The following is a 24,734-nucleotide window of genomic DNA, read 5'->3' as shown; positions in this document are numbered from 1 at the left end:
CCACCCAACCCCTGCCCCAGATCTGAACGCATGCCTTGGGGCAACGGGTGGGTTCAGGGGGGTGTGAGGGTGTCGAGCCGGGCGGCGAGGTCGGGGTGGGCGGCGGCCAGGTAGGGGCGGGTGGCGGTCAGGGGGGCGATGAGGTCGGCGGGGTCGTCGTGGGCGAGGGCCGCGTGGAGCTTGTTGAGCGGGCGACGGGCGGCGGCGGGCAGGTCGGTGAGGGCGGTGATCTGGCCCACGATGCGGCGCAGGTCGGCGGCGTTGGCGCGGGCCCAGGCCGCGGTGGTGCGTTCGGCGGCCCGGGCCTGGCGGGTGGCCGTCACGCGCTGCTCGCCGGTGGTCCCGGCGGGGCCGGGGCGGCCGCGCAGATAGCGGCGTTCGGCTGCCTGGCGGCTGGCGACGCCGAGGGGATGTGCGAGGTCGGCCCAGCTGGCGCCTGCGTCGCGGGCGGTTTCGATCAGGCCGGTCTCCCATCCGGCGAGCTGCTCGCGCACCTGCCGCAGCAGCATCAGGGAGGCCAGCGCTTGCTCCGGCCCGGGACCGAGGCCGTCGGACATGTCCGGAGAGTCCCGCTGGGCGTCACACAGGGCGTCGTCTATCGCGTTCAGGGCCGCCGCGGCGGCGAGGAACGACGCCGGGCTTTGGGCGTTCGTGCTGGTCGTGGACGGCTGGTCGGCTGCGGTCACGGATACCTCCCTCGGATTGTCATCACCTAGACGACATCATGTTTGTCATCCATTGGATGACATGTTACAACGGTGTCAGTGAGCGCATTGGCAGCAACTGCCTGAACCTGCTGGAGGTGTTTTCACGATGTTGATGCGCACTGACCCCTTCCGTGAGCTGGACCGGCTGACGCAGCAGTTGATGGGCCCGGGTACCTGGTCGAGGCCGTCGGCGATGCCGATGGACGCCTACCGCGAGGGCGACGAGTACGTGGTGGCCCTCGACCTTCCCGGTGTCACCGCGGACGCGATCGACATCGACGTCGAGCGGAACATGCTCACCGTCAAGGCCGAGCGCCGGCCGGTGACGAAGGCCGACGACGTGCAGATGGAACTGTCCGAGCGGCCGCTGGGCGTCTTCTCCCGCCAGATCGTGCTCGCCGACACCCTCGACACCGAGCACATCCAGGCCGACTACGACGCGGGCGTGCTCACCCTGCGCATCCCGATCGCCGAGCGCGCCAAGCCCCGCAAGATCTCCATCGGTGTCGGCTCCGGCCGTAAGGAGATCTCCGGCTGACACCAGCCGGACCGGTGCGGAGGACGGGCACCTGATCTCCCCTCACCCCGCCCTCCGCACCCCCGTGGGCAGTCCGAAGAAGAAGGGGTGACGGCCGAGATGACCCTGCGACGCGAAGCGTTCCTCGACCACGTGAAGGAACGCGGCGAATACGGCACTGCGGAGGAAGCCGAGCGCGCGGCCCGCGTGGTGCTCGCTCTGCTCGGCGCGCACCTGGTCGGCGAAGTCCGCGCCCAGCTCGCGGCGCGCCTGCCGGAGGGCTTCGCCCTGATCCTGCTCAACCCTCTCCAGAGCGCCGAACCTCTACCCACGGAGCGGTTCGTCCGGGCGACCGCCGCCTGGATCGAGGGCGCCACCGAGCAGACCGCGACCTGGGACGTCAGCGCCGTGCTGTCCACGGTCGCCGACGCAGCCGGCGATGACCTGCTGGGGCAGATCCTGCTCCAGCTCCCCGTCGGCTACGACCTCCTCTTCGGCCGCCCCCAGCCCACCTGACCGTGACTCGTGGTGCCGCACCCCTGGCATCACCCAACCCATCCCGGCTCCATGAAAGGCATGCTCTGCAGTGATCTCCGACGTGCGCATACCGCTTGAGCACCCGCAGCCGTGCGGGACGGCGTACCAGCAGATGCTGGAGAAGGTCCGCTACGAAGGCGCCTACCCCACCCGCGCGAAGGCCGAGGAAGCCGTCCGCCTGGTCCTTGCGGGGCTGGGACGCCAGCTGACCGGCGACGAACGCGTCGACCTGGCCGCTCACCTGCCCCTGGAGGCCGCACGCATCCTCACCACGCAGATCCCCGACACCCAGCCGCTGACCGGATGGGCCTTCGTCAAAGACCTCGCCGCCCGCTCCGGCGCCTCCCTGGCCACCACCCGCTGGGACACCGGATCCGTCTTCGCGGCCGTCGCCGCCCACGCCGGCCCAGACCTCATCACCCGCATCCTGGGCCAACTCCCCACCGGCTACGCCCTGCTGTTCGGCCGCGCCGAACTCACCCGGGCCGCGTAGACGGGTGACATGTGTTCTCGGGGCGGGCGCGCGCCTCCGCGCCATCCAGGCATCCCTGTTCACCCGCGGCATCCTCCTTCTGCGTGATCGCTGACCAGCCTGCGCTGAGCTCCCCGTCGGCGCAGCGGTCCCCGCGACGTGTCGGCTTTCATTACGGCGTAATACCGGACGGCCCATTACGCCACGCCCATCGCTGGCTTCGCCTGCTCCACGACGCCGGTCGCTCCAGACGCGGCCACGCGGCAAACGGCTTGCAGATCCTCCGCCGGCGCTCGCCCACGCTGCGCCCCCCGATGGCGCGCTCTCCCAGCGAGCGCGGCGGCGCACGTACCGCCCGGCCGGTGGCCGTTCGCGAGGTGGAGGGGTGGGGTTGGTGGCGGGGAAACGGATCACGAATCCGGCGGGGTCGTCGAACGAGTTGCGCGGCAATGTGCTGCGCGTGCTGGGTGTGTTGAAGGTCGCGACCGCCGATCAGATCCAGCGGATCGGCGCACCGCACCTGACCTTCCGGCACACGACGAAGCCGACGCTGTCGGAGCGGAAGACGGCCCGCACAGCTGCGCATGCCGGGGCACTCGCCGATCTCCGTAAGCACGGTCTGGTCGAGAACGGCGGCGGCACCAGGGCGGGGGAGATGCTGCGGGACCTGACCGTCAAGGGCCTGGAGGCCGCCTCGTTCGAGCTGGGGCGCCCGGTGTCGGAGATGGGCTCCACTGCGCGCGGCGCTGGCTCCAGTGGTGGCTCTCATTGGATGGCGGTGAACGAGACGGTGATCGCGCTGCTGCGCCCGAAGCCGAATCTGGCCCTGCTCGATGGTGAGCAGGCTGACGCGGCCGCGGCCGCCCAGACTGTCGTCGACGCTCCCGACGGTCTCGGCTCCATCGCCTCGTACGGGACCGAGGTCCCGTTGCCCGCCACCGGAACCTGGAGCGCGCCCGGCCGGGGTGGTGCTCAGGCCGACATGGTGCTGACCGCTCCGCAGGACGGGGTGCCTGTGTTGTTCGTGGAGGTCGACAACTGTCATGAGAGTGCTGAGGAGATCGCCACCAAGCTGGAGAGGTACGCCCGGTTCTTTCAGCGCGTGGTGAAGGACACCGATGGCATGGAGCGGCCGATGTGGCGGACCCGCTGGACGGCCCCCGATGGTCATTACGGTGACGCCCCGCACTCGCCCGTGCTGCTGGTGTTCCATCGCATCGGGGCCCGTTATCCGAACCGGACCGTTCCGCGGCTGCAAGAACTCACCCGCCACCGGTGGGCGGGGAAGCCGCACCGCGATGGGCATCGCCTCTACGACGGGAAGATCCCGGTCATCGCGACCGGACTGCAGTTCCTGCGCGAGCACGGACCCGCCGGCCCGGCGTTCCACCGCTTCGGCCGCAATGGCTTCCAGCCCCTCCTGGACGCGATCGGCAACCCCCGCCGCGACGCCGCCGACGCACGCCGCCGCGAGGAGGGGGCCGTCAAGGCAGCTGCGTACCAGGCCGAACAGCAGCGCCTGGCCGAGCAGAAGGCAGCCGAGCCTGAGTCCCGCCGTCCCGTCTGCGCCTCCTGCGGGGCGAAGTTCACCGACGACCGCTGGCAAGTCTCAGGAGACCCTGGGCAAGCCCTCCTGCGGACTGCTCAGGACAGGCAGCGTGGGAGGCGGGGGCCCTGAGCCGGGCGGGGTCAGGGCCCCCGGCGCGCATTCCGGTGAAGGACGGATTGTGCACGCGTCGGGTGCACAACGTGGCAGTACGCCGACGAGTCACGGGGCTTGGCCCGTCCGTGGTGGCTGCTGCTCCGGAAAACGAGGGTTCGGGTGCGAGAGGTGCTAGATAGGGGGGTCGATGTTCTCGCGGCCCTGGGCGGCGTGCTTGCTCTGCTCGCGGAGCCGGCGGGCCTGGTCCTGAAGGCGTCGGCGCTCGTCCGGGTCGGCCGTGCGCGCGGCGGCCTCCTGCATTTCCTGCGCCTTCTGACGCATCTGCTTGGCACTACCGCCGGGGTCACCTGAAACGCTCATGATTACTCCTCGATGTGGGGGAGCGGGCCGTATCAGCGAAGCAACGCCCCTGGGCTTGCGCATCCGGAACGGTTACACACTGCCATCACTGCAGGCCAGGTCTCTTCCGATCCGGCCCGCGGCTTGTCTCATGGCGCATTCGTCGCAGCGACGACGTGATGCTGTTCCGGTGAATGCCCGCCCCGACTGACTGATGCAATGGCGGCCGTGCCGTCCGCACCGGCCAGGCTCTGTTGCGGCAGGTAATGCGAGGGGGTGAGAGCAGGGTCTGGGTCCGGCAGGGCTGCGCTGGCGTGTCTGAGTGGTCGGCTGCTGCGGCGAGGGTCGCTCGAGGCTGAGGGCCGTGGATGACGACGGGTATGACATCGACGCTGCGCTGCAGGAAGCGTTGGACCGTCTGACCTTGCTGGCGGATGTCGGGGCGGCTCTGGCCGGCCCTCTCGACATCAGGGAGGCACTGCAGCGGGTGTCGCATCTGGTGGTCCTCCACATCGGTGACTGGTGTGCCATCGATCTGCTGGAGCCTGACGGAAGTCTGGAACGCGTCTGCGTCACGCATCACGACCTTGGCAGATGGGCCACCAGCGCGCTGGAGGGCCCGCTTCCCGTGCCGCCGGATGTCGCGACCGGCCCTGTGGCCCGGGTGCCGCGCGGTGCGGGGCCTCTGCTGCTGCACCGCAGCGACTTCCCTCCCGCCCTCGCCGATCCGCTGCGCTCCCGTCAGCTTGAGCTGTTTCGGCAGCTGGATGCCGAAACCGCGATCGTCGCCCCACTGCGTGCCAGAACAGATGTTCTCGGCGCCCTCACGATCGGCCGCATCCGCAGCGACGAGCCGCTCACCGAAACCGACAGCCCTCTTGCCGAGGAACTGGCCCGACGGCTGGCTCTCGCCGTCGACAACGCCCGTCTGTACCGGGAGACGTCCCGCATCGGCGAACGTCTGCAGCGCTCACTTCTGCCCAACCTGTCCGGTCAGGGGCGCGCCGCAGCGCGCGGCCCGCTATGTCCCCCCAGGCAACCGCGCAGGTGGGCGGGGACTGGTACGACAGTTTTCCGCTCCCTCACGGTCAAACAGCTGTGATCATCGGCGATGTGGCGGGCCACGATCTGCGTGCCGCAGTCACAATGAGCCAGTTGCGCAACATGCTCCGGGATCTCTCTGACCGTGAAGAACCTCCCGGCCACATCCTCAACCGCCTCGATACCGCTCACCACCAGCTCTCCCCCGATGTCACCGCCACGTGTCTGTACGGGGTCCTCCATGGCGGCGACGACATGCTGTGGGAATTGCACTACTCCAACGCAGGCCACCTGCCGCCCCTCCTGGTCACGCACGACGGCGACACCCAGTTCCTCGAGGACGGTCATGGACCCCTCCTCGGCGCTCTGCCCGAACTGCCCCGCGACAGCGCCCGTCTGGAGCTGCCCGCCGGTTCCACTCTCGTCCTCTACACCGACGGACTGATCGAACGCCGCGGTGAGCCCGTCGCTCGCGGCATGACGCGGCTGCGCCAGCATGCCGCCGCCATGGCACGCAACCGCTGGAAGACTTCAGCGACTAGCTTCTGACCGGCCTGATCACCCACGCCGCCGATGACATCGCGCTCCTCACCGTCCACTTCCCGGTCCACTAGCCCGCCGCATGACCCGGTGTGCCCGCGCGCTCTTCACCACGGTGAGCTTCTGCCGACGGCCCTGATCCTGCGAGAGACCTTTGGCCAGTGGGCAGCAGGGCACGGGGCCGCCCCGCCGATGCCGTTAGGGGGCCGGGGTGTGGGGGCACCCGTGTGCTCCCGGGCCTCTGCCCATGGGGGAGTGCCCGCAGCCCGAGAGTGAAAGGGAGTGCTGACCGATGACGAAGGCTCGCGACATCATGACGGCGGATACCGAGTGCATCGGCGCTCAGGAGACGGTGCTTGAAGCGGCGAAGAAGATGACTCGGCTGGGCGTCGGGGCACTGCCGATCTGCGGCCTGGATGAAAGGCTCAAGGGCATGCTCACCGACCGGGACATCGTGGTGAAGGTCCTGGGGGCGGGCAAGGACCCGGCCGAGGTGAAGGCCGGTGAGCTGGCCCAGGGCGAGGCGGTCACCATCGGTGCCGACGACGACGCCGAAGAGGTCCTGCGCACCATGAGTGAGCACAAGGTGCGCCGGCTGCCGGTCATCCATGGTCACACGCTGGTCGGCATGGTCGCCCAGGCTGATGTAGCCCGCGCCCTGCCGGACCCGAAGGTCGGCGACCTGCTCCAGGCATTGTCCACCGACTGACCGGGTACGCCGCGGGAGATGCCGCCGGTTCCGCAATGACGCGGCGCAGGGATGGCGTGGCGACGGCCGGAGCCCCGGGTGCCGAGGGTTCGCCCCTACATGTGTGGCTGGCGGTAGTAACGGGCGAACTGCTCTAGGTAGGTGGGTTCGCCGGTCTGCTGGGCAGGGTCGAATTCGGGGGCGTCCTTGATCTGGTCCTTGGTCCGGCTGACGTGGACCGTTTCCGCGGCCGTGTCGATGCGTTCGATGATTCCGGCGGGCAGCAGGACGTGCTTGCCGAAGATCCAGACTCCGGTGTCGACGACGATGTGGGAGGAGCCGACGTCCTCGGAGTGCCTGTCGACCGTGCCGATATGGCCGTCGGTGGCTTCGACCCGGTAGCCGACGAGATCGACCCCCCTCTGATATCCCGCGTCCGGTCGATAGCCCCAGATGTCTTCGGTCATCACAGTGCCTCTCGGTGTGTGTTTCGGCCGATTGCCGCTGAACGTATGTCCTTTGGTTACGGCGTGCCACTCGGCGCCGGTGTTGCTCCTGGCGCGTGCCCGGCGCCGGTCGGCTGCCGATCGAATGGCCGATCCCTGTGCTGTGTCGGTGATCGTGCGCCGTATCCGGACCTTGAGTACTGATGGTCGGTGGGCCCCATCAATCGACATACGAGGTGAGCGTGCCGCGACGCCGGATATCGAGCGTTGCGCAGTGGAATGAGCCGCCGAACGGCGCGTAGTGCAGCATGTTGCACGGGATCGGCTCGAACCCCCACTTCTCGAGTGCGCGCAGCATGTCAGTGTGGTGCTGCTCCGCGATGACCCGTTTCTCGTCGATCATGAGAACGTTCATGTTGAGCCACTTGCCGCACATCGACGTGATCTTGAGCAAGGGCTCCTCGATCGGGTTGGGCTCGGGGGCGAGGAGGATGTCCCACGAGCTCAGGACGTCGGGGAGGTGGTCGACGTCGATGTACTCAGGGTTGACCAGTGCCTTGCCGGGCGAGAGGGGGAGGAACGTCGTGTCGATGTGCATGGGCGTACGGTTGCGGCTCTCGATCTCGTGGATGCGATAGCCCGGTCCGAGATGACGGCGCAGCCAGTCGATACCCATGCGGTTGGTGACGTTGCTCCTCGTAACGAAAAGGTCCCGGCCTGCCCGCACGAAATCCGCTGCGTCGAATACCGGCTCGAACTCGGTGAGGAGGTGGCGCACAGGCTCGTCCGCCTTGGGGATACGGAAATCCGGCTCGTAGAGTGCGTCGGTGAGTTGCGGCTTCGGTGCCGCAGTCCAGCGTGCACCGCGCCGGAAGTAGTCCTTGAGGATCGCTCGGTAGGGGTGGGTCTCGAAATATCGGCACGGCCATGCCATGGGAGTCTCGATGATCTCGTCGCCGATCACGAGCATGCTGTCGCGGGGGCACGCGCTGCAGAATCCGCGTGACGACCAGTCGGCGGTGCCGAAGCGTTGCCTGTGGTCGACCACTTCCGGGCGCCTGACCGTGACGCCGAGGGACTCCAGGAGAGCGATGAACTCATCGAGCTCGTGCTGCGCACGCCGGATCAGCATGCGCGGATACCTGGAGCCGGCGACAAGCCTCTGAAAGCGCGCAGCCCATGGCGGGATGTTGCAGGACACGACCGGATGGTTGGAGGGGATCGTCGCGCCGTCGAGACGCCCGACGATGATCTCCTCGAGCGGATCCCACTCGTTGTGTGAATTTACGGGGGAAACAAGAGGATCCGCCGCGTCAGCTGTGACGGTTGGCGCCGGCATCATGCGCCGGCGCTTCGGGCAGTGGTGTCCGCCGGCGCTGTCAGAATGCTGAGCACTGCTCCTATGCTTGGGGCGTGCAACCCAACTACAGCTGTCGGCGTCCTGCCCGGCGCAGGGCGGTGTGCGGGTCGGCCGGTTGACTGGCACGTACGCGATCGGCCGCGGAGGCTTCCTACTGTTGGTCGCGAGGGGCCCGCACGGTGGAACCGCCGTTGCGTAGTCTCCAGGTCGCAGCTGCTTCCAGCTGGAGCAGGTTGAGTCCCGTCTCGTTGGCGAGTTGCTCGGTGGTCAACTCGTTGGGGTGCTGTCTCATGGCTCTGTCGATCTTCAGTAGCCATAGTTCCTCTTTGACGAAGGGCCGCTCGCGGTACTGCTGCTGCAGGTCGGCGAGGTGAGAGCCGGAGCAGGCGATCAGCAGGCGTTGGCCGTCCTGCTCGGGGTCGGCAGGATGGGCGAACGAGGAGTCACGGACCTCTCCGTAGACCGTCGCACCCGGCTCGACGGCCTGACGGCAAAGATCGCAGAGTTCCGGGAGAGTGAGATCTTCAGGCAGGGGTCCGTCGTCCACGACGGGGCTCCTCTCGACACGGATGGATCAAGGCGGGTGTGCTTACCCTGCGGCGGTCGCCGGTTCGGTCCACGGGGGCGTGCCGCAGACCGTCACGGCCGAAGGCTCATCCGTGTCTCCTGTGCCGCGTGCTTGCTGCCGGTTCGGTGGGTTCAGCGGCCGAGGGCCTGGCGCAGTTGTTGCTTGTTCATCGAGGAGCGTCCTTCGATGTTCTTCTTCTTTGCTTCCTCGTACAGCTGGTCCTTGGTGGGTCCTTGGGATCCGCTGTGGGACCGTTCGCCGCCGCGCTGCGATGCCGACTTCCGGTCCTGCGTGGACGTCTTGCTCGCCGTCTTCGACTCTCCGGATCGTGCGCGTTCCTTGTTGACCGTCCGTGCGGCGATTTCCTTGGCCCGCCCGGTGGAGGCGCCGCGCTTTTCGGCGCCTTCCTTGATGTGTTCGTATTGGCGCTCCCGCTTGGAGCTGGACCCTGCAGGCATGATGTCCTCCACCGATCTTCCCAATCCGCCGAGTCAATTCGGCGTCACCCTTCGCTTGCCCGCAACCCGGCCACGCACCGGAGAAGCGGGGAGCGGGGCGTCGTACTGGTGCACTGAGGGCCTCCCTGCCCGTCACGGGGCCGAGGCCGATATCCGTTGAGGCCAACGAGGCCCGTCCGCGGATGCGCCGCGCGCAGTCGGCTGGACGGTATGTTCGGCGGGGCCCTGGTTGAGCCTCAGGCAGCAGGGTCATGCACAGGCCGCGGACCGGGCCCGCGAGAATCTGCTCCCCGAGAGAGTGTGGACACGGTCGCCTCGGTGCTCGGCCGCTGAGTGGGACCCCCTTTCGGAGCAGCGAGCACTCCTCCTGGCCAGGCGTGACCCCGCCTTCGGTGATTGCCTGGCGAGAGGCAACCACCGAGCAAGGAGTGACCGTGACGCCCAAGGCACCTGACTACACCGTTCCGGGAATGACGAAGCAGGACAGCGCCGCGGTCATCGAACTGCTGCAGATGCGCCTGCACTCACTGAACGATCTGACGCTCACCCTCAAGCACGTCCACTGGAACGTGGTGGGACCGCACTTCATCGCCGTGCACGAGATGATCGACCCGCAGGTCGAGCAGGTCAGGTCGATGACGGACGACCTCGCAGAGCGCATCGCCACACTGGGCGGCGAACCGCAGGGCACTCCCGGCGCGCTCGTCTCCGACCGCACGTGGAACGACTACTCAATCGGCCGCGCCGAGGCCATCGAGCACCTGGGCGCACTCGATCTCGTGTACACGTCGATCATCGAGGATCATCGCGCCGCGATGAAGGCGACCGACGAGTCCGACCCCGTCACACAGGACATGCTCCTCGAGCAGCTCCGCGTACTGGAGCTCTTCCAGTGGTTCGTGCGCGCCCACCTCGAGAGCAGCGGCGGGCGGCTGAGCACGGCCGGCGCGTCGACGGAACGAAACGCCGCTGCGCAGGCCGCCGACGAGGCTCGCGGCCGTCCCTGACAAACCGGCGGGCACTCAGGGCATCGACGACGTCTTGCGCGCATGGCGAAGGACGCCGACGGGATGGAGCGGCCGATATGTCAGCGACGAACTCCTGACCGGCCTGATCACCCACGCCGCCGATCCCCTTGTGCCGGAACAGTGCTCCGGCATCTCAAAAGGACACTGATGACGACGCCGTTTGCGAAGTGGTGCCTGGCGCCTTGGACGGGTTCACCGACGGAAGGCGTTCGGGATGACAAGGTTCAGGGAGCCGGAGTCGCGACAGGGCTGCGGTCGGCGCCTGAGAGTTGGTGCCGTGGCATGCGATGAGGGATTGAACTGATGGCAACAGGCACGGTGAAGTGGTTCAACGCCGACAAGGGCTTCGGCTTCATCCAGCAGGACGACGGCGGCCCGGACGTGTTCGTCCACTTCTCCGCCATCCAGACCACCGGCTTCAAGGAGCTGCTGGAGGGCGACAAGGTCGAATACGACGTCACTCAGGGGCCCAAGGGGCCGCAGGCGGAGCAGGTCCACCGCCTGTAGAGCATTCTTGGCGCCTGGTCCCACCGGCTACCCGCTGAGACCGGGCGCCCGAGCCGATTCGTCAACAGCGTTCAGCTGCCTGCCGGGGCCTTCTCCGGTATCAGTCCTCCCTGGGTATCCAGGCCCGGTCCTCCCTGGGTATCCAGGGCCCGGATCTCCAAGCCCACGATCGGCGTACCAGGCTCGATGCGGCCGTTGTCGACCAGCTATTTCTGCACGACCGCGGTGACATCACCCGAGCCGCGTCGACCATGGCCTTGAACTCGCGGGCGTCGAAGCCCTCTTCACCGGATCCGGGGCCGCCACGGTTGTCCGCGTAGGTGCCTTCCTCGGTGCCGTCCCGCCGCTGCACGCGGGAGCGGGCCTCCTGCCAGTGCTCGGCGCAGAGTTGCGCCGCGCACGAGGTCATGCGCACGCGCTGCTCGGGCACCACGGTGTTGGTGCTGTGGTAGGCCCGTCAATCGGCATCAACGCCGCAGCGTGCGCCGCCTTCGGCCTTCTCGCCCTGCTCGTCGTGCGCCCCACAGGCCCCGGACCGTCGCCGTACCCGGCCGCGCCTCACTGCACCACGCCCTGGTAGACCGTCGACTCCGGCTCTTGTGGCTGGCAAGTGTCGCGGCCTGAATCTGGGCCGGGAGCATGTTCTCCGCTCTGCCCATGCTCATGGTCGCCCGCGGCTTGTGCGCCGCCGCCTACGGCTGGACTCAAGCCGTAGGCGCGGGCGTCGTCCTCGCGGTACCACCGCCGATCACGAGATGGCTCAGCCGCCGCGCAGCACACGGCCCCTGCTCGCGCCCTTTGCCGCGAGCTCGGTCATCCTCGGCGCAGGGGTGGCGGCCGCCGGTTTCGCATCCACGGGCCTTGGCTACATGGTGACCATCATCGTCCCCGGTGAAGGCATCCTCTTCATCGCGGCCGGCAAATTCCTGACGACCATCGCTCCCGCACACGCCCGAGGCCTCTACAACGGCGACTGGGGCAGCACACTGGCCGTCGCGGTCATCGTCGTGGGCTCAATGAGCACAGGTCACGTTGGCCGATGACGAGCAATCTGTGCCATCGCGGGATCGTCGGCGGTCACGGCAGTGAAGGCAGTTGAGTCCGTGTCAGGGCTGGTCGATTTCCGGGCTCGCGGGCGGGCGAGACCATCGAGAACGGTGACATGCTTTACTCCGGCTCCGCCTCGTGCGTGGCGGATCGGGCCAGCTCGGTAATGAGGTGCTCAAGCGCGACGGTGGCGATGGTGCCGGTGGCGGCGACTTCGGGCACGATGTCGCAGGCGGAGCGGCGCAGTTCGAGCCATCCGAGGAAAGCGGCGTACGCGGCGACTGCCTGGCGCCGGGCTGAGGCGGGGGCCAGGCCCAGGTCGGTGTAGAGGTCAGTGAGGTAGCCGACCCGCCGCTCGGTGACCCGGCGCAGGACCGGGGCGACGCCAGGGTGATCGGCATGGGCGACGATCGCGGGCTCCAGGCCGTTGATGCTTTCCGGCCCCAGCGCGGTGGTGAACAGGGCTGTCAGCCGCTGCCTGGGATCGGCGATGTCACCCAGCTCCGAGATCAGGGCTGTGGTGGTGTCCTGCTCCCACATTTCCAGCGCGGCCGTCAGCAGTGCATCGCGATCCCTGAAGTGCCAGTAAAAGCTGCCCCGGCTTGCCCCCAGCTCGCTCGCGAGCGCGTTGACCGATACTCCGGCGACTCCGCCGCGTGCCATCGCGCGCAGCGCCGCGGTCGACCAGTCCTGGGGGGTGAGGTGCCTCCTAGCCATGTCCGTACAGTACTGTATGGTCGTCCCATACAGGGCTGTATGGAATGGCTGGGGGAGCAGTATGACGCTGACGAAACTCGCCGGTGGGACGGCCGCAGTCGGCCTCGGCGCGGTTGCGGCACTGCACGGGATCTGGACCTTCTCTCCCTGGCCACTGGCCAGCCGTGCCGAGTTCGCCCGTACGGTCGTTGGAGTCGCTGAAGCCGACCTGCCCACACCGGAGTTGACGGCCGCAGTCGCGGTGGCGCTCGGGGCAGCGTCCTGTGTGGTCGCAGCCCAGGCCGACTTGTTCCCGCAGGTGCGGCCACGTCGATTGGTGCGCCAGTGCGTGTGGGGCGTATCAGGCGTGCTGCTTCTGCGAGGTGCGGCTGGCCTGGTTTCCTCCGCTCTGACCAGCCGACCGACAGATTTCACCCGCTGGGACCTGGCGCTGTACTCCCCGCTGTGTCTGGCACTCGGGGGGCTGACGGCGCACGTAGCCGCCTCCACTCGTGCCCCTCGCCGCCCAGACCGGCGCCACGTCACCAGGAGACTCAAGAACCGTGAGAACCAAGGAAGCTGACAATGACCCGGTTGATTCCCCGACTGGTGATCTTACTGACCGCAATGCACTTCGCGGTCGCTCTGATCGCCTCTACTACCTACGGTGACGTGGCCCGCGACGGATTCTGGAGCGCTGTTCCCGGAGAGCCCCAGCGCGAGTACGAGATGTGGTTCTTCCTCGCGGGGTTCGGCCTCCTCGCCTTGGGCACACTCAGCCAACGTATCGTTCGTGACACCGGCAGGCTCCCGGCACAGCTGGGCTGGTATCTGCTCGCCATCGGTGTGCCGCTGCAGATCCTCTATCCCGTCTCCGGCGCACCCGGACTGATCGTGCTCGGAGTGCTGGCCCTGATCGCGGCCCGGCGGGACAGCGCGGGGGAGGGCCGTCGGACACCCGTTCCGACAACTACCGACCGTCACCAGCGCTCATGATCAACCGGATCTGCTCGGACAGTGCTCATGATCCGCCGACACTGCTCACGAAATCGCGGATCCTGCAACCACCCCAAGGCCTGAAGCCGACACGATGACTCAGCCAGCCTGCCGGTAACCCGCTGCGGCGACGGCGCAGGGCGGTGTACCGGCGCGGCCGCGGTCCAGCGAGCGCCGCATACGTACCGTCCAGGTCTCGCTGGTTCTGGATCAGGTCATGCGGGTACGTCCGGTGCGCAACACCTCGAAGTAGTAAAATGTTTGTTCGATTTTCTGTGCCACCCGGACGCGTGCCAGTCCTGCCAGACCGACCGTGAGTGTCCTGTGTCATCGAACCTTGATCATTGCCACCGAACCTTGATGATCATTAGGTTTGTGCTATCGAAGTTCGAGTGGCACGGGGTGCCCGTGTGTCGGGGGTGATGGGGAAGCTCGCGGGTGCGTGCGCGGATCCGGCTGTTGGAGCGTTTGACCTTGGCTCCTTTGAAGGCGGCGTCCGGGTGCGACCGCTCCGATCCTACTGGGACGTCCGGTTCGAGCAGGTGACTGCGGGCCGGGACCAGCGACGCGCGTGCCGCCGTTGCCGCAGGATGTCAGAAAGTGAGCAGACAGATGCAACCGACGTTCGTACTGGTTCACGGAGCCTTTTCGAACTCCTTCTCATTCGCACCACTCCAGGCCGAGCTTGGCCTCCTCGGACACCGCTCGGTCGCCGTCGACCTGCCTGGCCATGGATTCCAAGCGACCTACACGCGCGCCTACCAGACCCCACAAGATCTCGAAGGGCTCGCTACGGCACCCGGCTCGATCAAGGGCGTCACGCTCGCCGACAATGCGGCGCACCTGATCGGGACCCTCGAAAGGGCCAAGCAGAACGGGCCGGTGATCCTCGTCTCCCACAGCCGCGGCGGCATCACGGCCACCGCGGCAGCCAACGCACGGCCGGACCTGATCGACCGCATCGTCTACGTCTCGTCTTGGTGCCCTGTCGATCTCGACGTCAACGACTACTACGCCGAGCCGGAGATGGCCACGGTCGACGCCGCTTCCCTGGGCCTGGCGCTGGCCGGGAACCCGGCCGAACTCGGTCTGCTCCGCGTCAACTTCCGCACCGCGGACCCGGACGCCCTCGCGGCCTTCAAGGCGGCCTTCCTCGCTGACGTCACCGACGAGGAGTTCCTGACCTTCCTGAACACCTTCCAGCCCGACGAGAACCTGGACGTCGGCACCTCCACCGACCGGGCACAGGCCGAAACCTGGGGCCGCATCCCGAAGACCTACGTCCGCCTGGCCGACGACACGAGCCTGCCGCTCGCCATACAGGACCGGTTGATCCGCGAGGGCGACGCGCTGAGGCCGGACAACCCGTACGACGTCCGCACCCTTGACGGCAGCCACCTGAAGTGGCTGGTCGACCCGGCACCAGCGGCCCGAGTCCTGGGTGAACTCGCCGCACTGGCGGGATAGCCGGGGGCAGGAAGAGCACGGCCCGATGGCGACATCAAGGCCACGGCGGACCACTCCATGCCGCCGTGGCCGGCCGAAACCTCGATGACACACGCTCAAGGTTCAGTGTCAGGACAGTGAGCTGGGAAACCTCGGCCCCCCACGCACCTGACTGTTCTCATCCAATCAGGTCGTTTCTCGGCGAACCCAGACGTTTGCGGTCATCTCAGCGAAAGTAGTCCGCGCCAGGGGGCTGGGATGGATGCCTCCCTACGCTTCGGCGGCGAACGCCTCGGCCGTGACATCTTGCTCGAGCTCGACCAGCTCATGCCCATAGACGCTTGGCGCCGAGACCCTAACGATCAGGCAGAACCGATCGACGGACGGCAGGGTATTCACCAGCTCCTGATGGTGGTGTTTGAGAAAGTGCACCGCCGCGCGATTCGTGTTCGCCACCTGGCCACAGATGAGGAACACCGGGCTGCTCGCACCCCGGGGCGTGAACTTGGCGACGACTGCGTACTCCCGCTCGCCACGCACCCACAAGAACTCGCGGCCCCCGACCACAAGCCCAAACGCGTCGGGGCCATCGCTGAAAGGCCGGAACATGACACCAGGCAGGTTATGCGCGAGGTGCCCTGCAGAACGCTCGTTGGCTTCTGGCCCACCGATGCAAAACTCGGTGCGATTTCCATTGCTGCCACGGATCTCGGTGACCGCTTCGAACGTGATCTGTCCGCGCATCTGGTCCACGAGGGCTGCCGCCTCGAGCAAAGCGTAAACATCGTAGCGAGACGTTACCCAAGGCGAGTCGTGACGATGACTCAAGATGATCAGGCAAGTCTGACCTGGGCTGATACCGAAGAACGCCCCCTGGCGCCGCCATACACGCGCTAACCTGGCACGCTGCCATGACCACACAGACGTGCCACTGATGACGCTGGTGATCAGTCCGATCAGGATGTTCGCAACAACCGACGACATCTGCTCCCCCCTTGCCCCTGAGGCTACTGACCACCGGGCCGCCCTCGCCATAGCCCCACCTTGCGCAACCACGGCGCAAGCTGCGCAAAGCCCATCGATTGGTTGCGTCCAGAGAAGTGGTGTACGGGTTCGACCTGATCCGGGGGTTTGCTCCCACGTCGGGGTGACGCCCGCATAGATGAACGGGCACCGGCTGATCTTCGAGACGTCGAGTCACGAAGGACATCAGCACGATGACCGCACCCGACAGTCTGCCCCTGCATGCGCTTGCGGAGGACAACCTTGCCGTGGCGAGTCCCGATCTGCTGCGCGCGATGGTCAAGACGTTCGCCGACGCCCTCATGTCCGCCGAGGCCGATGCCCTCTGCAAGGCCGAGTACGGGCAGGTCAGTGACGAGCGAGTCAACCACCGCAACGGATATCGCCCTCGCGAGTGGGACACCCGCGCAGGCACCGTCGAACTCGCCGTTCCCAAGCTGCGTCAGGGCAGCTACTTCCCGCACTGGCTGCTGGAGCGTCGCCGCCGGGCCGAGCAGGCCCTCATCAGCGTGGTCGCAACCGCCTACCTGCTCGGCGTCTCCACCCGCCGAGTGGAAAAGCTCGCCGAGAGCCTGGGTGTCACCCAGCTGTCGAAGTCCCAGGTCAGCGCAATGGCCAAGCACCTGGACGAACATGTCGCCGCGTTCCGCAACCGGCCCCTGGACGCCGGCCCCTACGCCTTCGTCTGGGTCGATGCCCTGACCCAGAAGGTCCGCGAGGGCGGCCGCATCATCAACGTCCACGCACTGATCGCAATCGGCGTCAACGCCGACGGCCACCGCGAGATCCTCGGCCTGGACGTGGCCACCGCCGAGGACGGCGCCGGCCGGCTCGCCGTCCTGCGCTCCCTGATCGCCCGCGGCCTGTCCGGCGTCCAACTGGTCATCTCCGACGCCCACATGGGCCTGGTCAACGCGATCGACGAGTTCTACGATCTTCGCCGGGACTTTCCTGCTTCCGTAGACGACTCGGTTCTCCGGCAGTTCGGCGATGTGCACGAGAGAGCAATTGAGAACGTGCGCGGGATGGCACGCCGATCCTGCGGTCGGCGCGGCACGGGGCGCATCCATGGATCAATCTGTTCTTCCGGGCTGACGAGATCGTCTCCAAGCAGCGGATCACGTGGCGACGTTACGCCTACTCGCTCGTCGTCTGGTTGAACTTCCTGGACCAGCGGGGACGGCTCTGGTTCGAGGCTAGTACACGCGACTACACGTACTTCAAGCACTGGCGGATGGCGGATTCCCGAAACTGGAGGCGGGTGGAGGGGACGTCGTTCGACACCGACCGTGCTGGGCTGAAGAGGTTCTATGCGTGGGCCTCCAGCGAGTATGAGGTCTTCAATCCGATCCCGTCGCAGTCCGTTCAGTCGTGCGCCCAGGGGTCAGGGCGTCGGGTTCTTGCGTCCTGCGGGAACTCCTCGACGTCAGGTGAAGTGGCTTCTGCGGAAGGCTTTCGAGCAGTGGCGGGACGTGGGGCTGAGGGGGTACGGGTTCGATGGCCTCCGCCCGGAGAGCTGGCACGGGTTCAATGAGGACCGCAACACCGCCTTCGTCGAGGGGCTGTGGGGGACGGGGCTTGCGGCTGGAGGAGTGGGCGAGCGTCCTGGACGTCGAGCTGCCGGCGGCCCACGTGGACGGCCGGTACCCGAAGGCGCGCTGGCGAAGGCGTGTGCCAAGGGTCGACGTTGTGGACGTAAACGCAGAGCGGGCTGGAGCCGCTCGCGGTCTGGTTGAGCGACGACGGCATGCCGCACCAAGCCCACTGCTGGGAGAATACGTTCGCCACCGCCGCCTCCAGAGTCGCTCGCCGTGGACGCCGTCGCACTCAACGCGATGGCGGCCGCCCTGTTCCACCGAGTCAGCACCCAGGTGTCCTAGCCGGCCCGATGGCGGCTTGTTCCCAGGCTCCGCCGAACTGAGCAGCCCTGCACGCCCGCTGGCGTCCGTTGCTGGCCCCCATGAGGCCCCGGCCGGGGCAGCGAGTCATCGCTCCGGCCTGGTCCCCGCCGTCCGGTCGTCGAGACCGAGGCCGAGGTCGTGCAGCGCGGCGACCACCAGGGTCTCCGGAAGTAAGGATCCTGATCGCGAGCTCTCGAAGTCGTGGGACGTAGCGGGGGAAGCTCGGCGCTCTCTCCCACGGCGAGCAGGTCAGGCAGCGCTGCTGTGTCCAGACCCGCCTTGCTGGCAAGCTCATCCGCCGGAGTAGGCGCATCCGGAAGATGGTTCTGCCCGCCCCGGCTTCCTCGGCACCACACCTACGTCGATGGCCTTCGCGCCGATCCCGTGTGCTTCTTGATCCGGAACAAAGGATCAGGCGAAGGTCGCCCTGACGTGCCGCCAATACTCAGCCAGGACAACACCGACGACAGGCCTTGGGTAGTCACGGGTTATGGGGACGAGCTAAGGACGGACGCAGGCTGGTTCGCTCTGGGCGACCGCTCGTCGGGTTGAACCCTCAGAACCGACAACTTCTAGACCGACACGGGACTTGACCAATGAACGGGGCGCCTGGCGGGGCTTGGGCTCCGGCTTGTCGGCCGCCTTGCGGGTGGTCTTCCTGCGCGGAGCCGCAGGTGCCTTGCGTGTCGTGGAGCGGCGCCGGGCTGCTGTCTTCTCCTGTGCGGGCGCGTTGGTGCTGTCCGTCTGCTGCGCTTCGACGGCCGGTGCTGGTGCGGGAATCGGGGCAGGCGTGGTGTCGGTGGCAGGTTCACCGAGGGTGGCTTGCGCGGTGGTGTCGGTGGGCTCTTCGGTCGAGGTGCGGGGCTGCGGGAGCATGGTGTCGGCGAGTGTGCTCAGTGCTGTCAGGGCGTCGCGTACGGACTCCAGCCGCTCGGTCACCTGGGCCAGTTCCTTCTCCAGCGACTGCTGGTGCGCCTCTAGTTTGGGAAGCTCGTCCTGCAGCGTGCGGTTGTGGTGGCGATGCTGGTGGTGCTGGTCATGGTCGCTCCCGATGAGGTGGGGCTGATGAGCGACGGGGTGATCGTTGTGATGCAGGGTGCGGCGCACGTTGGTTTGCGGCACAGTTGCTGCAGTTGGTGTGATCGGAAGCGTCCGACCGTCGGGCTGGGCTCGTTCTGGCAGCTCAGGTGCTTGTGCGGGGTGGATCAGCGGCGCAGTGACGCGATCAGTGCACCGCGGGCTGTCGCTGTGCGGATGGCGCGGTAGTGCAGTCGCGGGTAGCCCGAGTAACGCCAGGGAAGGGCACCGACGTATCCGTCTACGTGGCGGAACTGCGCGAGTGCTTCCCGGTGCCGCCCCTGTTGGTGCAGGCAGTAGGCGAGAAGGTGGCGTACTTCCGCCAGGCGTGGGTGGTCGCCGGCCGCGGCAACGTCCTCCAGAGCGGCGTCGACCATGGCGCGGACTTCCGGTGATCGGTAGCCGTTCGCGGCGGTCCCTCGAACGACGGTTTCGTACCAGGCGAGCAGGGGCAGGGCGGCCAACAGGCTGCCCCTGGGCGCGTCGGCGGCAGCCTTCTGCGCAAATTCGCGCGCCAGCTCGTCCGAGCCGCACCACTTGGCACTCCAGTACTGCAACGCGTGGAAGTGGGCCGCGTAGTGATGCGGTGCCCGGACGGTGACGGCGGCCCACAACTCGCGCATCTGGTCGTGGCGGTAGCCCAGACCGAGTGCTGTATGGATCTCGGCGATGTACGGGATGGGGTCGCCCGGATCGAGCGCGGCGGCCGCGGCTATCTCCTCGCGGGAGGTGATCAGTTGCCGGTGGAAGTCCCGGAGTCTGCGGGCAGGGGTGTGGCGCGCGAGGGCGGCACCGCGCAGCTTCCACGCGTACCTGATCCGGGAGCGTGCTTTGAGGAGGGCCACATCCGGGTCGGCGGGGCTGGCGGCGTGCCAGGACCGAAGCCAACGGCCCTTGGTCCATCCGGTGAGGGAGGACAGATGCTCGGTGTAGAGGGCACGTCGTTCCCAGTCCTGCCCCGCCTCGGCGAGGAGTGCCGCGGCAGGTCTCCAGGCACCGAACGAGGCGGCGACGAGCGCGCGCCGCAGCGCGGGGTCGGCACCGGCGAGCTTCCATCTCGGAAGCCGCAGGGGGAGGAGCTGGAACCAGAGCAAGGTTCCGCCCAGGAGCATGCCAACGGCGATGTCACCCAGCACGTCGAAAATTCCGTTCCGGTGTGAAGAGAGAGGGAGGAGGCGCGTTCCGCCGGGAAATGGCCGGAGCCTCGGCGTGGGGGGAGTTGCGCACGGCGAGTGTGGAGTATGCCCGACTGTTGATCAGCGCAGCAACGGCGGCCCGTCCTCGAGGCGCCACGCAGGCGAGGAGGCGGTGCCACATTGCCTGTCTGTCGGTGGGCGAGATGGCGACATTCGCGGGACCGGCGGGCGGGGTGATGGTGACGAACCGCCTATGACGCGCATTACTACATGCGCAGCGCTGGGGTTGGTCGCGGTGCGTAATTCGGAGCGGCCGAGTCCGCTCGCGGTGGTGGGCGGAGCCGGATAGAGAGTGCCGCCGTCTGTCGAACGCGCCCCTTTCAGTAGGGGGAGTTGTGCAAATTGGTCACTGCTTGGAGGCTGCTGCCTCGCCGTCTTGCTGAGGTGATGCACCGTCACTCTGGGTGTCGACGGGGAAGGTGGGGTGGGAAGTGCGCGATTCCGGCATGTGGCGGTATCTCGGGGGTCTGGATCAGCCGGCCATGTCCTGTCGCGGGGTCAGGCTTATTGACGTTCCGGGGTGTTACGCGTTTACTCACGGGACTTTTGAAGATCTTGTGACTCTGGGGTGGGGACTGTGGGGTTGTGGTGGGGGCGGTCCGTCCCGGGGCGTGTGCGTCGGAGAGGGGCGGTCGTGGGCTGCGTGTCTCTCGTGGCTGGCCTGTTGGCGCCGTCGGCAGCTGCAGCCGCCGCGGGCGAGCGTGCTGGTGTGCCGGAGCAGCCGGCTGTTGCGGGGGAGGAGGCGGCGATTGCACAGGCTGCGGTTTCGGGGGAGCCGGTGGAGGTGGTCGCGGAGCGGAGCGCGTATTCGACCACGATGGCGAATCCGGACGGGACGTTCACGCTGACCCAGTCGGCGGTGCCGCAGCGGGTGAAGGCTGCGGACGGTTCGTGGGGTGCGGTGGATGCGACGCTCGAGCGGCGGGCGGACGGCACGGTCGGCCCAAGGGCCGCGGTGGTCGATCTCGCCTTCTCCGGAGGCGGCGGCAAGGGCGACGATCTGGTGCGCCTGGCCGTCGGCGGGTCGTCGATGACGCTGGCCTGGCCGGGAACGCTGCCTACCCCGACGCTCGTGGGCCCGACCGCCACTTACCCCGAGGTCTTTGACGGTGTCGACCTGAAGCTGACGGCGACGGCGGAGGGCTACCGCGAGGTGCTCGTGGTGAAGTCCGCCGAGGCAGCCGCCAACCCCGACCTGGAGCAGGTCCGGCTCGCCGTTTCCTCGGAGGGCTTGGAAGTCGCTCCCGGGCCCGGTGGCGGTCTGCAGGCGCTGGACGGGCATGGGAATCCGGTGTTCAAGGGCCCGGCCGGGCAGATGTGGGACTCCGCGGGCGACGACAGCCCGGCTGGTGTGGAGCCGCAGTTGCTGCGCCCGGGTGCGGCTGGCGACGGGGAGCCGGCAGACGGCGGAGACCTGCCCGGCGAGGACCTGGCGCACCCGGGCGAGGGGGACAACAGCGCGATCCTTCCGGTCCAGGTGGCCGATGGCGCGGTGACAGTGGAGCCGGACCTGTCCTTGCTACGCGGCCAGGAGACGGTCTACCCGGTCTACATCGACCCGCCAGTGGGTCTGGGCGTCTCGGAACGCACGGTGATCTCCTCGGACGGGGACAAATTCTGGCAGTTCAACGGCGACTACGGTGTGGGCAAGTGCGGGTATGCGGACGGCTACACCTGCGGTGACGGCTACGTGAACCGGATGCTGTTCGAGTTCGCGCCCACCAAACTGGCCGGGAAGCACGTCCTGGACGCAACCTTCCGCGCCTATGAGACATGGTCCTTCAACTGCACCCCGTACGCGATCGATCTGGAACGCACGGACAACATCTCCGAGTCGACTCGCTGGCCCGGACCCAAGCAACTCGACCAGATGGGGGACCGGCTGGTCTCCGCTGGCCGGGGTACCCACTGTGACCCCGATCAGCCCGATTCGTGGATCGAATTCAACGACAACCCGGCCGAGGGGGACGAGAACCTCGCCTCCACGGTGCGTGCGTTCGCCGACGGCAAGATCTCGCGGATGACGTTCATGCTGCGCGCGAAGGACGAGAGCGAGCCGCGCGCGTGGAAGCGGTTCGACGACAATGCCGAATTGAAGGTCAACTACCTGCACAAGCCCGGGACGCCGACCGAGGTCGGTTTGATCCCCGGGAGCGGTGCGACAGGCCTGTGCAACAAGACGGAGTCGACGCCGCTGATCGTCACCCGCACGGATCCGAAGGTCCTCGCCCGGGTCCAGACGCTGGTCCAGCCGAAGGCGGATGAGGAGGTCGCCGCTCTGCAGGCCGAGTTCGAAATCGAGAGGAAGAACGGCACCTCCTGGCTGAAGCAGATGTCTGACTACCGGCCCCAACCCGGCTGGGACACGGACGGCACCCTCGAAGGCATGCGCACGCCCGCGCTCACTGACGGGACGCTGTACCGGTACAAGGCACGCACCCAGTCGCACTGGGCCTACGGAGGCAAGTCGGGCGACTTGTTCTCCCCGTACTCCGCCTGGTGCTACTTCAAGGTTGATTCGGAAGCGCCGGAGGCACCGCAGATCACCAGCGACGGGCCGTACGAGCTGTGCACTGCCGAAGCGTGCAACGCACAGGGCGGCCCGGGCGAAGCAGGCAGTTTCATGTTCAAGCCCAATGCCGCCGACAGCGACGTGACTGGCTACCGATACCGTCTGTTGACCGAGTCAGCGGCTCAGACGAAGGTGACCGACGCCGGGCAGCCTGAGCAGGGTGAGGCGCCGGGGGAGGCCAAGGTCAATAACGTGACTCCGTCGCTGCCCGGTATCCAGGTACTCATCGTCGAGGCCCGTGACGTGCGCCAGCGCTGGGGCACTGCGGCGGAGTTCCGCTTCAAGACAGCTCTGGGGGAGGCGGAGACGGGGCGCTGGCGGTTCGACGACGCTCCCACCGGCTCCAGGACAGCGAAGGACACCGCCACCGAGGGCACCACACGCCACGACGCCATCCTCCACACCGATGGTGCCGGCTGGTCGGCGCAGGGACGCCGCGGCGACACGGACCAGGCGCTGTGGCTGGACAGCACCGATCCCGCCCAGCAGACCGGCTACGCGGCCACCACTGCGGCACCGGTGAACACGGCCGACTCCTTCACCGTCTCCACCTGGGTGCACCAGACGGCCGCGTCGTCGACAGGTGTGGTGCTGTCCCAGCCGGGCAGCAAGTCGTCCGCGTTCGCCCTGTACTTCTCCACTTCGTCGAAGGCGTGGGTGTTCAACCGGGCGGACAAGGACCAGGACACTCCGGTGTTCGCGCGCTCCGTCTCCACTCAGACCGGTCCGCCCTTGCGGGTGTGGACGCATCTGGCCGGTGTGTTCGACACGAAGGGCGATACGGACAAGAAGAACGACACGCTGCAGCTGTTCGTCAACGGGCGCCCGCAGCAGGAGGTCGTGCTTTCCACGGTGTCGTCTGCGTATGAGCCGTGGACTGCGAGCGGTGGGCTGCAGTTCGGCCGTTCGGTGCGGGCGGGTGCCGGTGGCGAGTACTTCCACGGCCTCATCGATGAAACCGCCGTGTGGCAGCGCGTTCTTACTGCGGACGAGATCGCGGGCGAGGCCCAGCTCATTGGCAGCGACACTCCGACAAACGATCTGGTCGGCTCCTGGGATGCGGCAGGTTCGACCGGCACGGTGCTGCGTGAGACGTCCCCGTACTACAAGCAGGGTTTGCAGTTGTCGGGCGGAGCCACCCTGCCCGCGGATCAGGATGCCCTCGTGCTCAACGGAACCACCGCATACGCCGCCACTCCCGGTCCGTTGATCGATGAGACCGGCTCGTTCACCGTCTCGGCCCGCGTCCGGCTTGACCCGGGTCTACTGGAGAGCAAACCGGTCGGCTATCAGGGCCAGGTGGCGGGGCAGCGCCTGGGCGGCGAGTCGTCGTGGGCCCTGTGGGTGGTCAAGGTCGCCGAGGGCCAAGACGGCGAGCCGGGCGCCTATGCATGGAAGTTCACCCGCACCGCGGTTGACGGGACCGGTAGGCCGGTTCAGCAGGCTCAGGTGGCGCAGATGGACAGCTTCGCCGAACTGGGCACCTGGGCGGACATCACCGGCATCTTCGACGCCCAGCAATCCTGGGACTGGACCGACGCCACCGACCCGAACAGGGTTGAAGTCCGCTACGGCCAGCTCCGTTTCCACGTGGGACCTGCGGAAGTGGACGCCGGAACGACGAATCGTTTTACGGCCGCCCAGCACGGCAATGGCGAGATGGCTGTCGGACGGGGCGCCACGGCAGGCGGGACTGGTCATCACCTCCCGGGCGATCTGCAGCAACTGCGGCTCTGGACCGGCGCGATGACCCCGGAACAGGTCGACTCACAGGTTCTCCATTCTGAAGCCCTTTCCGCGCTGTAGCGCCTCCGGTTGCCCAGCCCAATAGGGCTGGGCAACCGGAACCGAACCCCCATTCCCCGTGCGCCCCGTAGCCACCCGAGGGCCTCGACCAGCGCCGTACCCG

General features: G+C 67.6%; 26 protein-coding genes. 15 read left to right on the top strand and 11 right to left on the bottom strand.

What is annotated here, in order from left to right:
• Positions 1 to 53: 53 nt before the first annotated feature.
• On the bottom strand, positions 54 to 686 hold the full coding sequence (locus AC067Z_RS34820; protein WP_478793641.1) for a type III effector protein: 633 nt from the start codon (positions 684 to 686) through the stop codon (positions 54 to 56).
• 127 nt (positions 687 to 813) lie between these two features.
• Here AC067Z_RS34820 and AC067Z_RS34815 point away from each other — a divergent pair, with 127 nt between their 5' ends.
• The 4 genes from AC067Z_RS34815 to AC067Z_RS34800 all read left to right on the top strand — a co-directional run bounded on the left by AC067Z_RS34815 (position 814) and on the right by AC067Z_RS34800 (position 3,911).
• On the top strand, positions 814 to 1,245 hold the full coding sequence (locus tag AC067Z_RS34815) for an Hsp20/alpha crystallin family protein (protein WP_478793640.1): 432 nt from the start codon (positions 814 to 816) through the stop codon (positions 1,243 to 1,245).
• Between the two features lie 99 nt (positions 1,246 to 1,344).
• Positions 1,345 to 1,740, top strand: coding sequence for a DUF2267 domain-containing protein (locus AC067Z_RS34810; RefSeq protein WP_478793657.1), 396 nt, complete (start codon positions 1,345 to 1,347; stop codon positions 1,738 to 1,740).
• Between the two features lie 70 nt (positions 1,741 to 1,810).
• Positions 1,811 to 2,254, top strand: coding sequence for a DUF2267 domain-containing protein (locus tag AC067Z_RS34805; protein WP_478793639.1), 444 nt, complete (start codon positions 1,811 to 1,813; stop codon positions 2,252 to 2,254).
• A 373-nt stretch (positions 2,255 to 2,627) separates the two neighbouring features.
• Entirely contained in the window at positions 2,628 to 3,911 is a 1,284-nt protein-coding gene (locus AC067Z_RS34800; RefSeq protein ID WP_478793638.1) for a replication-relaxation family protein, read from the top strand.
• Positions 3,912 to 4,067: 156 nt separating this feature from the next.
• Here the strand turns inward: AC067Z_RS34800 and AC067Z_RS34795 are convergent, their stop codons facing one another.
• Positions 4,068 to 4,256 carry a DUF6381 family protein gene (locus AC067Z_RS34795; protein ID WP_478793637.1) on the bottom strand — a complete coding sequence of 63 codons (189 nt, stop codon included), beginning with the start codon at positions 4,254 to 4,256 and terminating at the stop codon, positions 4,068 to 4,070.
• Positions 4,257 to 4,599: 343 nt separating this feature from the next.
• Between AC067Z_RS34795 and AC067Z_RS34790 the strand changes: the two genes are divergently transcribed.
• The 3 genes from AC067Z_RS34790 to AC067Z_RS34780 all read left to right on the top strand — a co-directional run bounded on the left by AC067Z_RS34790 (position 4,600) and on the right by AC067Z_RS34780 (position 6,525).
• Complete coding sequence (locus AC067Z_RS34790; protein ID WP_478793636.1) at positions 4,600 to 5,337, top strand: GAF domain-containing protein; 738 nt, start codon at positions 4,600 to 4,602, stop codon at positions 5,335 to 5,337.
• On the top strand, positions 5,259 to 5,825 hold the full coding sequence (locus AC067Z_RS34785) for a PP2C family protein-serine/threonine phosphatase (RefSeq protein WP_478793635.1): 567 nt from the start codon (positions 5,259 to 5,261) through the stop codon (positions 5,823 to 5,825). The genes AC067Z_RS34790 and AC067Z_RS34785 overlap by 79 nt, the downstream gene beginning before the upstream one ends.
• Before the next feature lie 283 nt (positions 5,826 to 6,108).
• On the top strand, positions 6,109 to 6,525 hold the full coding sequence (locus AC067Z_RS34780) for a CBS domain-containing protein (RefSeq protein WP_478793634.1): 417 nt from the start codon (positions 6,109 to 6,111) through the stop codon (positions 6,523 to 6,525).
• Between the two features lie 95 nt (positions 6,526 to 6,620).
• Here the strand turns inward: AC067Z_RS34780 and AC067Z_RS34775 are convergent, their stop codons facing one another.
• From AC067Z_RS34775 to AC067Z_RS34760, 4 genes are all read right to left on the bottom strand, one after another.
• Complete coding sequence (locus AC067Z_RS34775; RefSeq protein WP_478793633.1) at positions 6,621 to 6,971, bottom strand: PRC-barrel domain containing protein; 351 nt, start codon at positions 6,969 to 6,971, stop codon at positions 6,621 to 6,623.
• Between the two features lie 199 nt (positions 6,972 to 7,170).
• Positions 7,171 to 8,292, bottom strand: a complete 1,122-nt coding sequence (locus tag AC067Z_RS34770; RefSeq protein ID WP_478793632.1) for an amidinotransferase — start codon at positions 8,290 to 8,292, stop codon at positions 7,171 to 7,173.
• A 169-nt stretch (positions 8,293 to 8,461) separates the two neighbouring features.
• On the bottom strand, positions 8,462 to 8,857 hold the full coding sequence (locus tag AC067Z_RS34765) for a hypothetical protein (RefSeq protein WP_478793631.1): 396 nt from the start codon (positions 8,855 to 8,857) through the stop codon (positions 8,462 to 8,464).
• 152 nt (positions 8,858 to 9,009) lie between these two features.
• A complete protein-coding gene (locus tag AC067Z_RS34760; protein ID WP_478793630.1) occupies positions 9,010 to 9,336 on the bottom strand; it encodes a plasmid stabilization protein in 327 nt (108 codons plus the stop codon).
• 470 nt (positions 9,337 to 9,806) lie between these two features.
• Between AC067Z_RS34760 and AC067Z_RS34755 the strand changes: the two genes are divergently transcribed.
• The gene (locus AC067Z_RS34755; protein WP_478793656.1) at positions 9,807 to 10,343 is read left to right on the top strand and encodes a Dps family protein; all 537 of its coding nucleotides are present in this window, start codon (positions 9,807 to 9,809) and stop codon (positions 10,341 to 10,343) included.
• A gap of 324 nt (positions 10,344 to 10,667) precedes the next feature.
• Positions 10,668 to 10,871, top strand: coding sequence for a cold-shock protein (locus AC067Z_RS34750; protein WP_478793629.1), 204 nt, complete (start codon positions 10,668 to 10,670; stop codon positions 10,869 to 10,871).
• A 100-nt stretch (positions 10,872 to 10,971) separates the two neighbouring features.
• Here AC067Z_RS34750 and AC067Z_RS34745 read toward each other — a convergent pair whose 3' ends face one another.
• The gene (locus tag AC067Z_RS34745; protein WP_478793628.1) at positions 10,972 to 11,301 is read right to left on the bottom strand and encodes a hypothetical protein; all 330 of its coding nucleotides are present in this window, start codon (positions 11,299 to 11,301) and stop codon (positions 10,972 to 10,974) included.
• 325 nt (positions 11,302 to 11,626) lie between these two features.
• On the opposite strand from AC067Z_RS34745, the gene AC067Z_RS34740 reads away from it, so the two are divergent.
• Positions 11,627 to 11,914, top strand: coding sequence for a hypothetical protein (locus AC067Z_RS34740; protein ID WP_478793627.1), 288 nt, complete (start codon positions 11,627 to 11,629; stop codon positions 11,912 to 11,914).
• Between the two features lie 124 nt (positions 11,915 to 12,038).
• Here the strand turns inward: AC067Z_RS34740 and AC067Z_RS34735 are convergent, their stop codons facing one another.
• A complete protein-coding gene (locus AC067Z_RS34735; RefSeq protein WP_478793626.1) occupies positions 12,039 to 12,635 on the bottom strand; it encodes a TetR/AcrR family transcriptional regulator in 597 nt (198 codons plus the stop codon).
• On the opposite strand from AC067Z_RS34735, the gene AC067Z_RS34730 reads away from it, so the two are divergent.
• The 3 genes from AC067Z_RS34730 to AC067Z_RS34720 all read left to right on the top strand — a co-directional run bounded on the left by AC067Z_RS34730 (position 12,634) and on the right by AC067Z_RS34720 (position 15,077).
• A complete protein-coding gene (locus AC067Z_RS34730) occupies positions 12,634 to 13,197 on the top strand; it encodes a DUF3995 domain-containing protein (RefSeq protein ID WP_478793625.1) in 564 nt (187 codons plus the stop codon). The two genes, AC067Z_RS34735 and AC067Z_RS34730, sit on opposite strands and share 2 nt — an antisense overlap.
• Before the next feature lie 2 nt (positions 13,198 to 13,199).
• Positions 13,200 to 13,610 (top strand): DUF6463 family protein, encoded by a 411-nt coding sequence (locus AC067Z_RS34725; RefSeq protein WP_478793624.1) that lies wholly within the window; start codon positions 13,200 to 13,202, stop codon positions 13,608 to 13,610.
• Between the two features lie 600 nt (positions 13,611 to 14,210).
• Positions 14,211 to 15,077 (top strand): alpha/beta hydrolase, encoded by an 867-nt coding sequence (locus AC067Z_RS34720; protein WP_478793623.1) that lies wholly within the window; start codon positions 14,211 to 14,213, stop codon positions 15,075 to 15,077.
• 249 nt (positions 15,078 to 15,326) lie between these two features.
• On the opposite strand, the gene AC067Z_RS34715 is transcribed toward AC067Z_RS34720, so the two are convergent.
• Positions 15,327 to 16,040, bottom strand: a complete 714-nt coding sequence (locus AC067Z_RS34715; RefSeq protein ID WP_478793622.1) for a hypothetical protein — start codon at positions 16,038 to 16,040, stop codon at positions 15,327 to 15,329.
• 233 nt (positions 16,041 to 16,273) lie between these two features.
• Here AC067Z_RS34715 and AC067Z_RS34710 point away from each other — a divergent pair, with 233 nt between their 5' ends.
• Positions 16,274 to 17,239 (top strand): IS256 family transposase, encoded by a 966-nt coding sequence (locus tag AC067Z_RS34710; protein WP_478793621.1) that lies wholly within the window; start codon positions 16,274 to 16,276, stop codon positions 17,237 to 17,239.
• Between the two features lie 1,242 nt (positions 17,240 to 18,481).
• On the opposite strand, the gene AC067Z_RS34705 is transcribed toward AC067Z_RS34710, so the two are convergent.
• Positions 18,482 to 19,102 carry a hypothetical protein gene (locus tag AC067Z_RS34705; protein WP_478793620.1) on the bottom strand — a complete coding sequence of 207 codons (621 nt, stop codon included), beginning with the start codon at positions 19,100 to 19,102 and terminating at the stop codon, positions 18,482 to 18,484.
• An 83-nt stretch (positions 19,103 to 19,185) separates the two neighbouring features.
• On the bottom strand, positions 19,186 to 20,193 hold the full coding sequence (locus tag AC067Z_RS34700) for a hypothetical protein (protein ID WP_478793619.1): 1,008 nt from the start codon (positions 20,191 to 20,193) through the stop codon (positions 19,186 to 19,188).
• A gap of 769 nt (positions 20,194 to 20,962) precedes the next feature.
• On the opposite strand from AC067Z_RS34700, the gene AC067Z_RS34695 reads away from it, so the two are divergent.
• Positions 20,963 to 24,631 (top strand): laminin G domain-containing protein, encoded by a 3,669-nt coding sequence (locus AC067Z_RS34695; protein ID WP_478793618.1) that lies wholly within the window; start codon positions 20,963 to 20,965, stop codon positions 24,629 to 24,631.
• Positions 24,632 to 24,734: the final 103 nt, after the last annotated feature.

This window comes from Streptomyces sp. NPDC043812 (genome assembly GCF_056436245.1).
The sequence above is the reverse complement of the archived record's forward strand: the minus strand, read 5'-3'. Positions and strand labels throughout refer to the sequence as shown.

Bases quoted from the DNA above. Each gene is read 5' to 3' on its own strand.
- AC067Z_RS34815 (WP_478793640.1), top strand. From the start codon at position 814: ATGTTGATGCGCACTGACCCCTTCCGTGAGCTGGACCGGCTGACGCAG.
- AC067Z_RS34810 (WP_478793657.1), top strand. From the start codon at position 1,345: ATGACCCTGCGACGCGAAGCGTTCCTCGACCACGTGAAGGAACGCGGC.
- AC067Z_RS34795 (WP_478793637.1), bottom strand. From the start codon at position 4,256: ATGAGCGTTTCAGGTGACCCCGGCGGTAGTGCCAAGCAGATGCGTCAG.
- AC067Z_RS34785 (WP_478793635.1), top strand. From the start codon at position 5,259: ATGTCCCCCCAGGCAACCGCGCAGGTGGGCGGGGACTGGTACGACAGT.
- AC067Z_RS34780 (WP_478793634.1), top strand. From the start codon at position 6,109: ATGACGAAGGCTCGCGACATCATGACGGCGGATACCGAGTGCATCGGC.
- AC067Z_RS34775 (WP_478793633.1), bottom strand. From the start codon at position 6,971: ATGACCGAAGACATCTGGGGCTATCGACCGGACGCGGGATATCAGAGG.
- AC067Z_RS34770 (WP_478793632.1), bottom strand. From the start codon at position 8,292: ATGATGCCGGCGCCAACCGTCACAGCTGACGCGGCGGATCCTCTTGTT.
- AC067Z_RS34760 (WP_478793630.1), bottom strand. From the start codon at position 9,336: ATGCCTGCAGGGTCCAGCTCCAAGCGGGAGCGCCAATACGAACACATC.
- AC067Z_RS34755 (WP_478793656.1), top strand. From the start codon at position 9,807: ATGACGAAGCAGGACAGCGCCGCGGTCATCGAACTGCTGCAGATGCGC.
- AC067Z_RS34750 (WP_478793629.1), top strand. From the start codon at position 10,668: ATGGCAACAGGCACGGTGAAGTGGTTCAACGCCGACAAGGGCTTCGGC.
- AC067Z_RS34740 (WP_478793627.1), top strand. From the start codon at position 11,627: ATGGCTCAGCCGCCGCGCAGCACACGGCCCCTGCTCGCGCCCTTTGCC.
- AC067Z_RS34730 (WP_478793625.1), top strand. From the start codon at position 12,634: ATGTCCGTACAGTACTGTATGGTCGTCCCATACAGGGCTGTATGGAAT.
- AC067Z_RS34735 (WP_478793626.1), bottom strand. From the start codon at position 12,635: ATGGCTAGGAGGCACCTCACCCCCCAGGACTGGTCGACCGCGGCGCTG.
- AC067Z_RS34725 (WP_478793624.1), top strand. From the start codon at position 13,200: ATGACCCGGTTGATTCCCCGACTGGTGATCTTACTGACCGCAATGCAC.
- AC067Z_RS34715 (WP_478793622.1), bottom strand. From the start codon at position 16,040: ATGTCGTCGGTTGTTGCGAACATCCTGATCGGACTGATCACCAGCGTC.
- AC067Z_RS34710 (WP_478793621.1), top strand. From the start codon at position 16,274: ATGACCGCACCCGACAGTCTGCCCCTGCATGCGCTTGCGGAGGACAAC.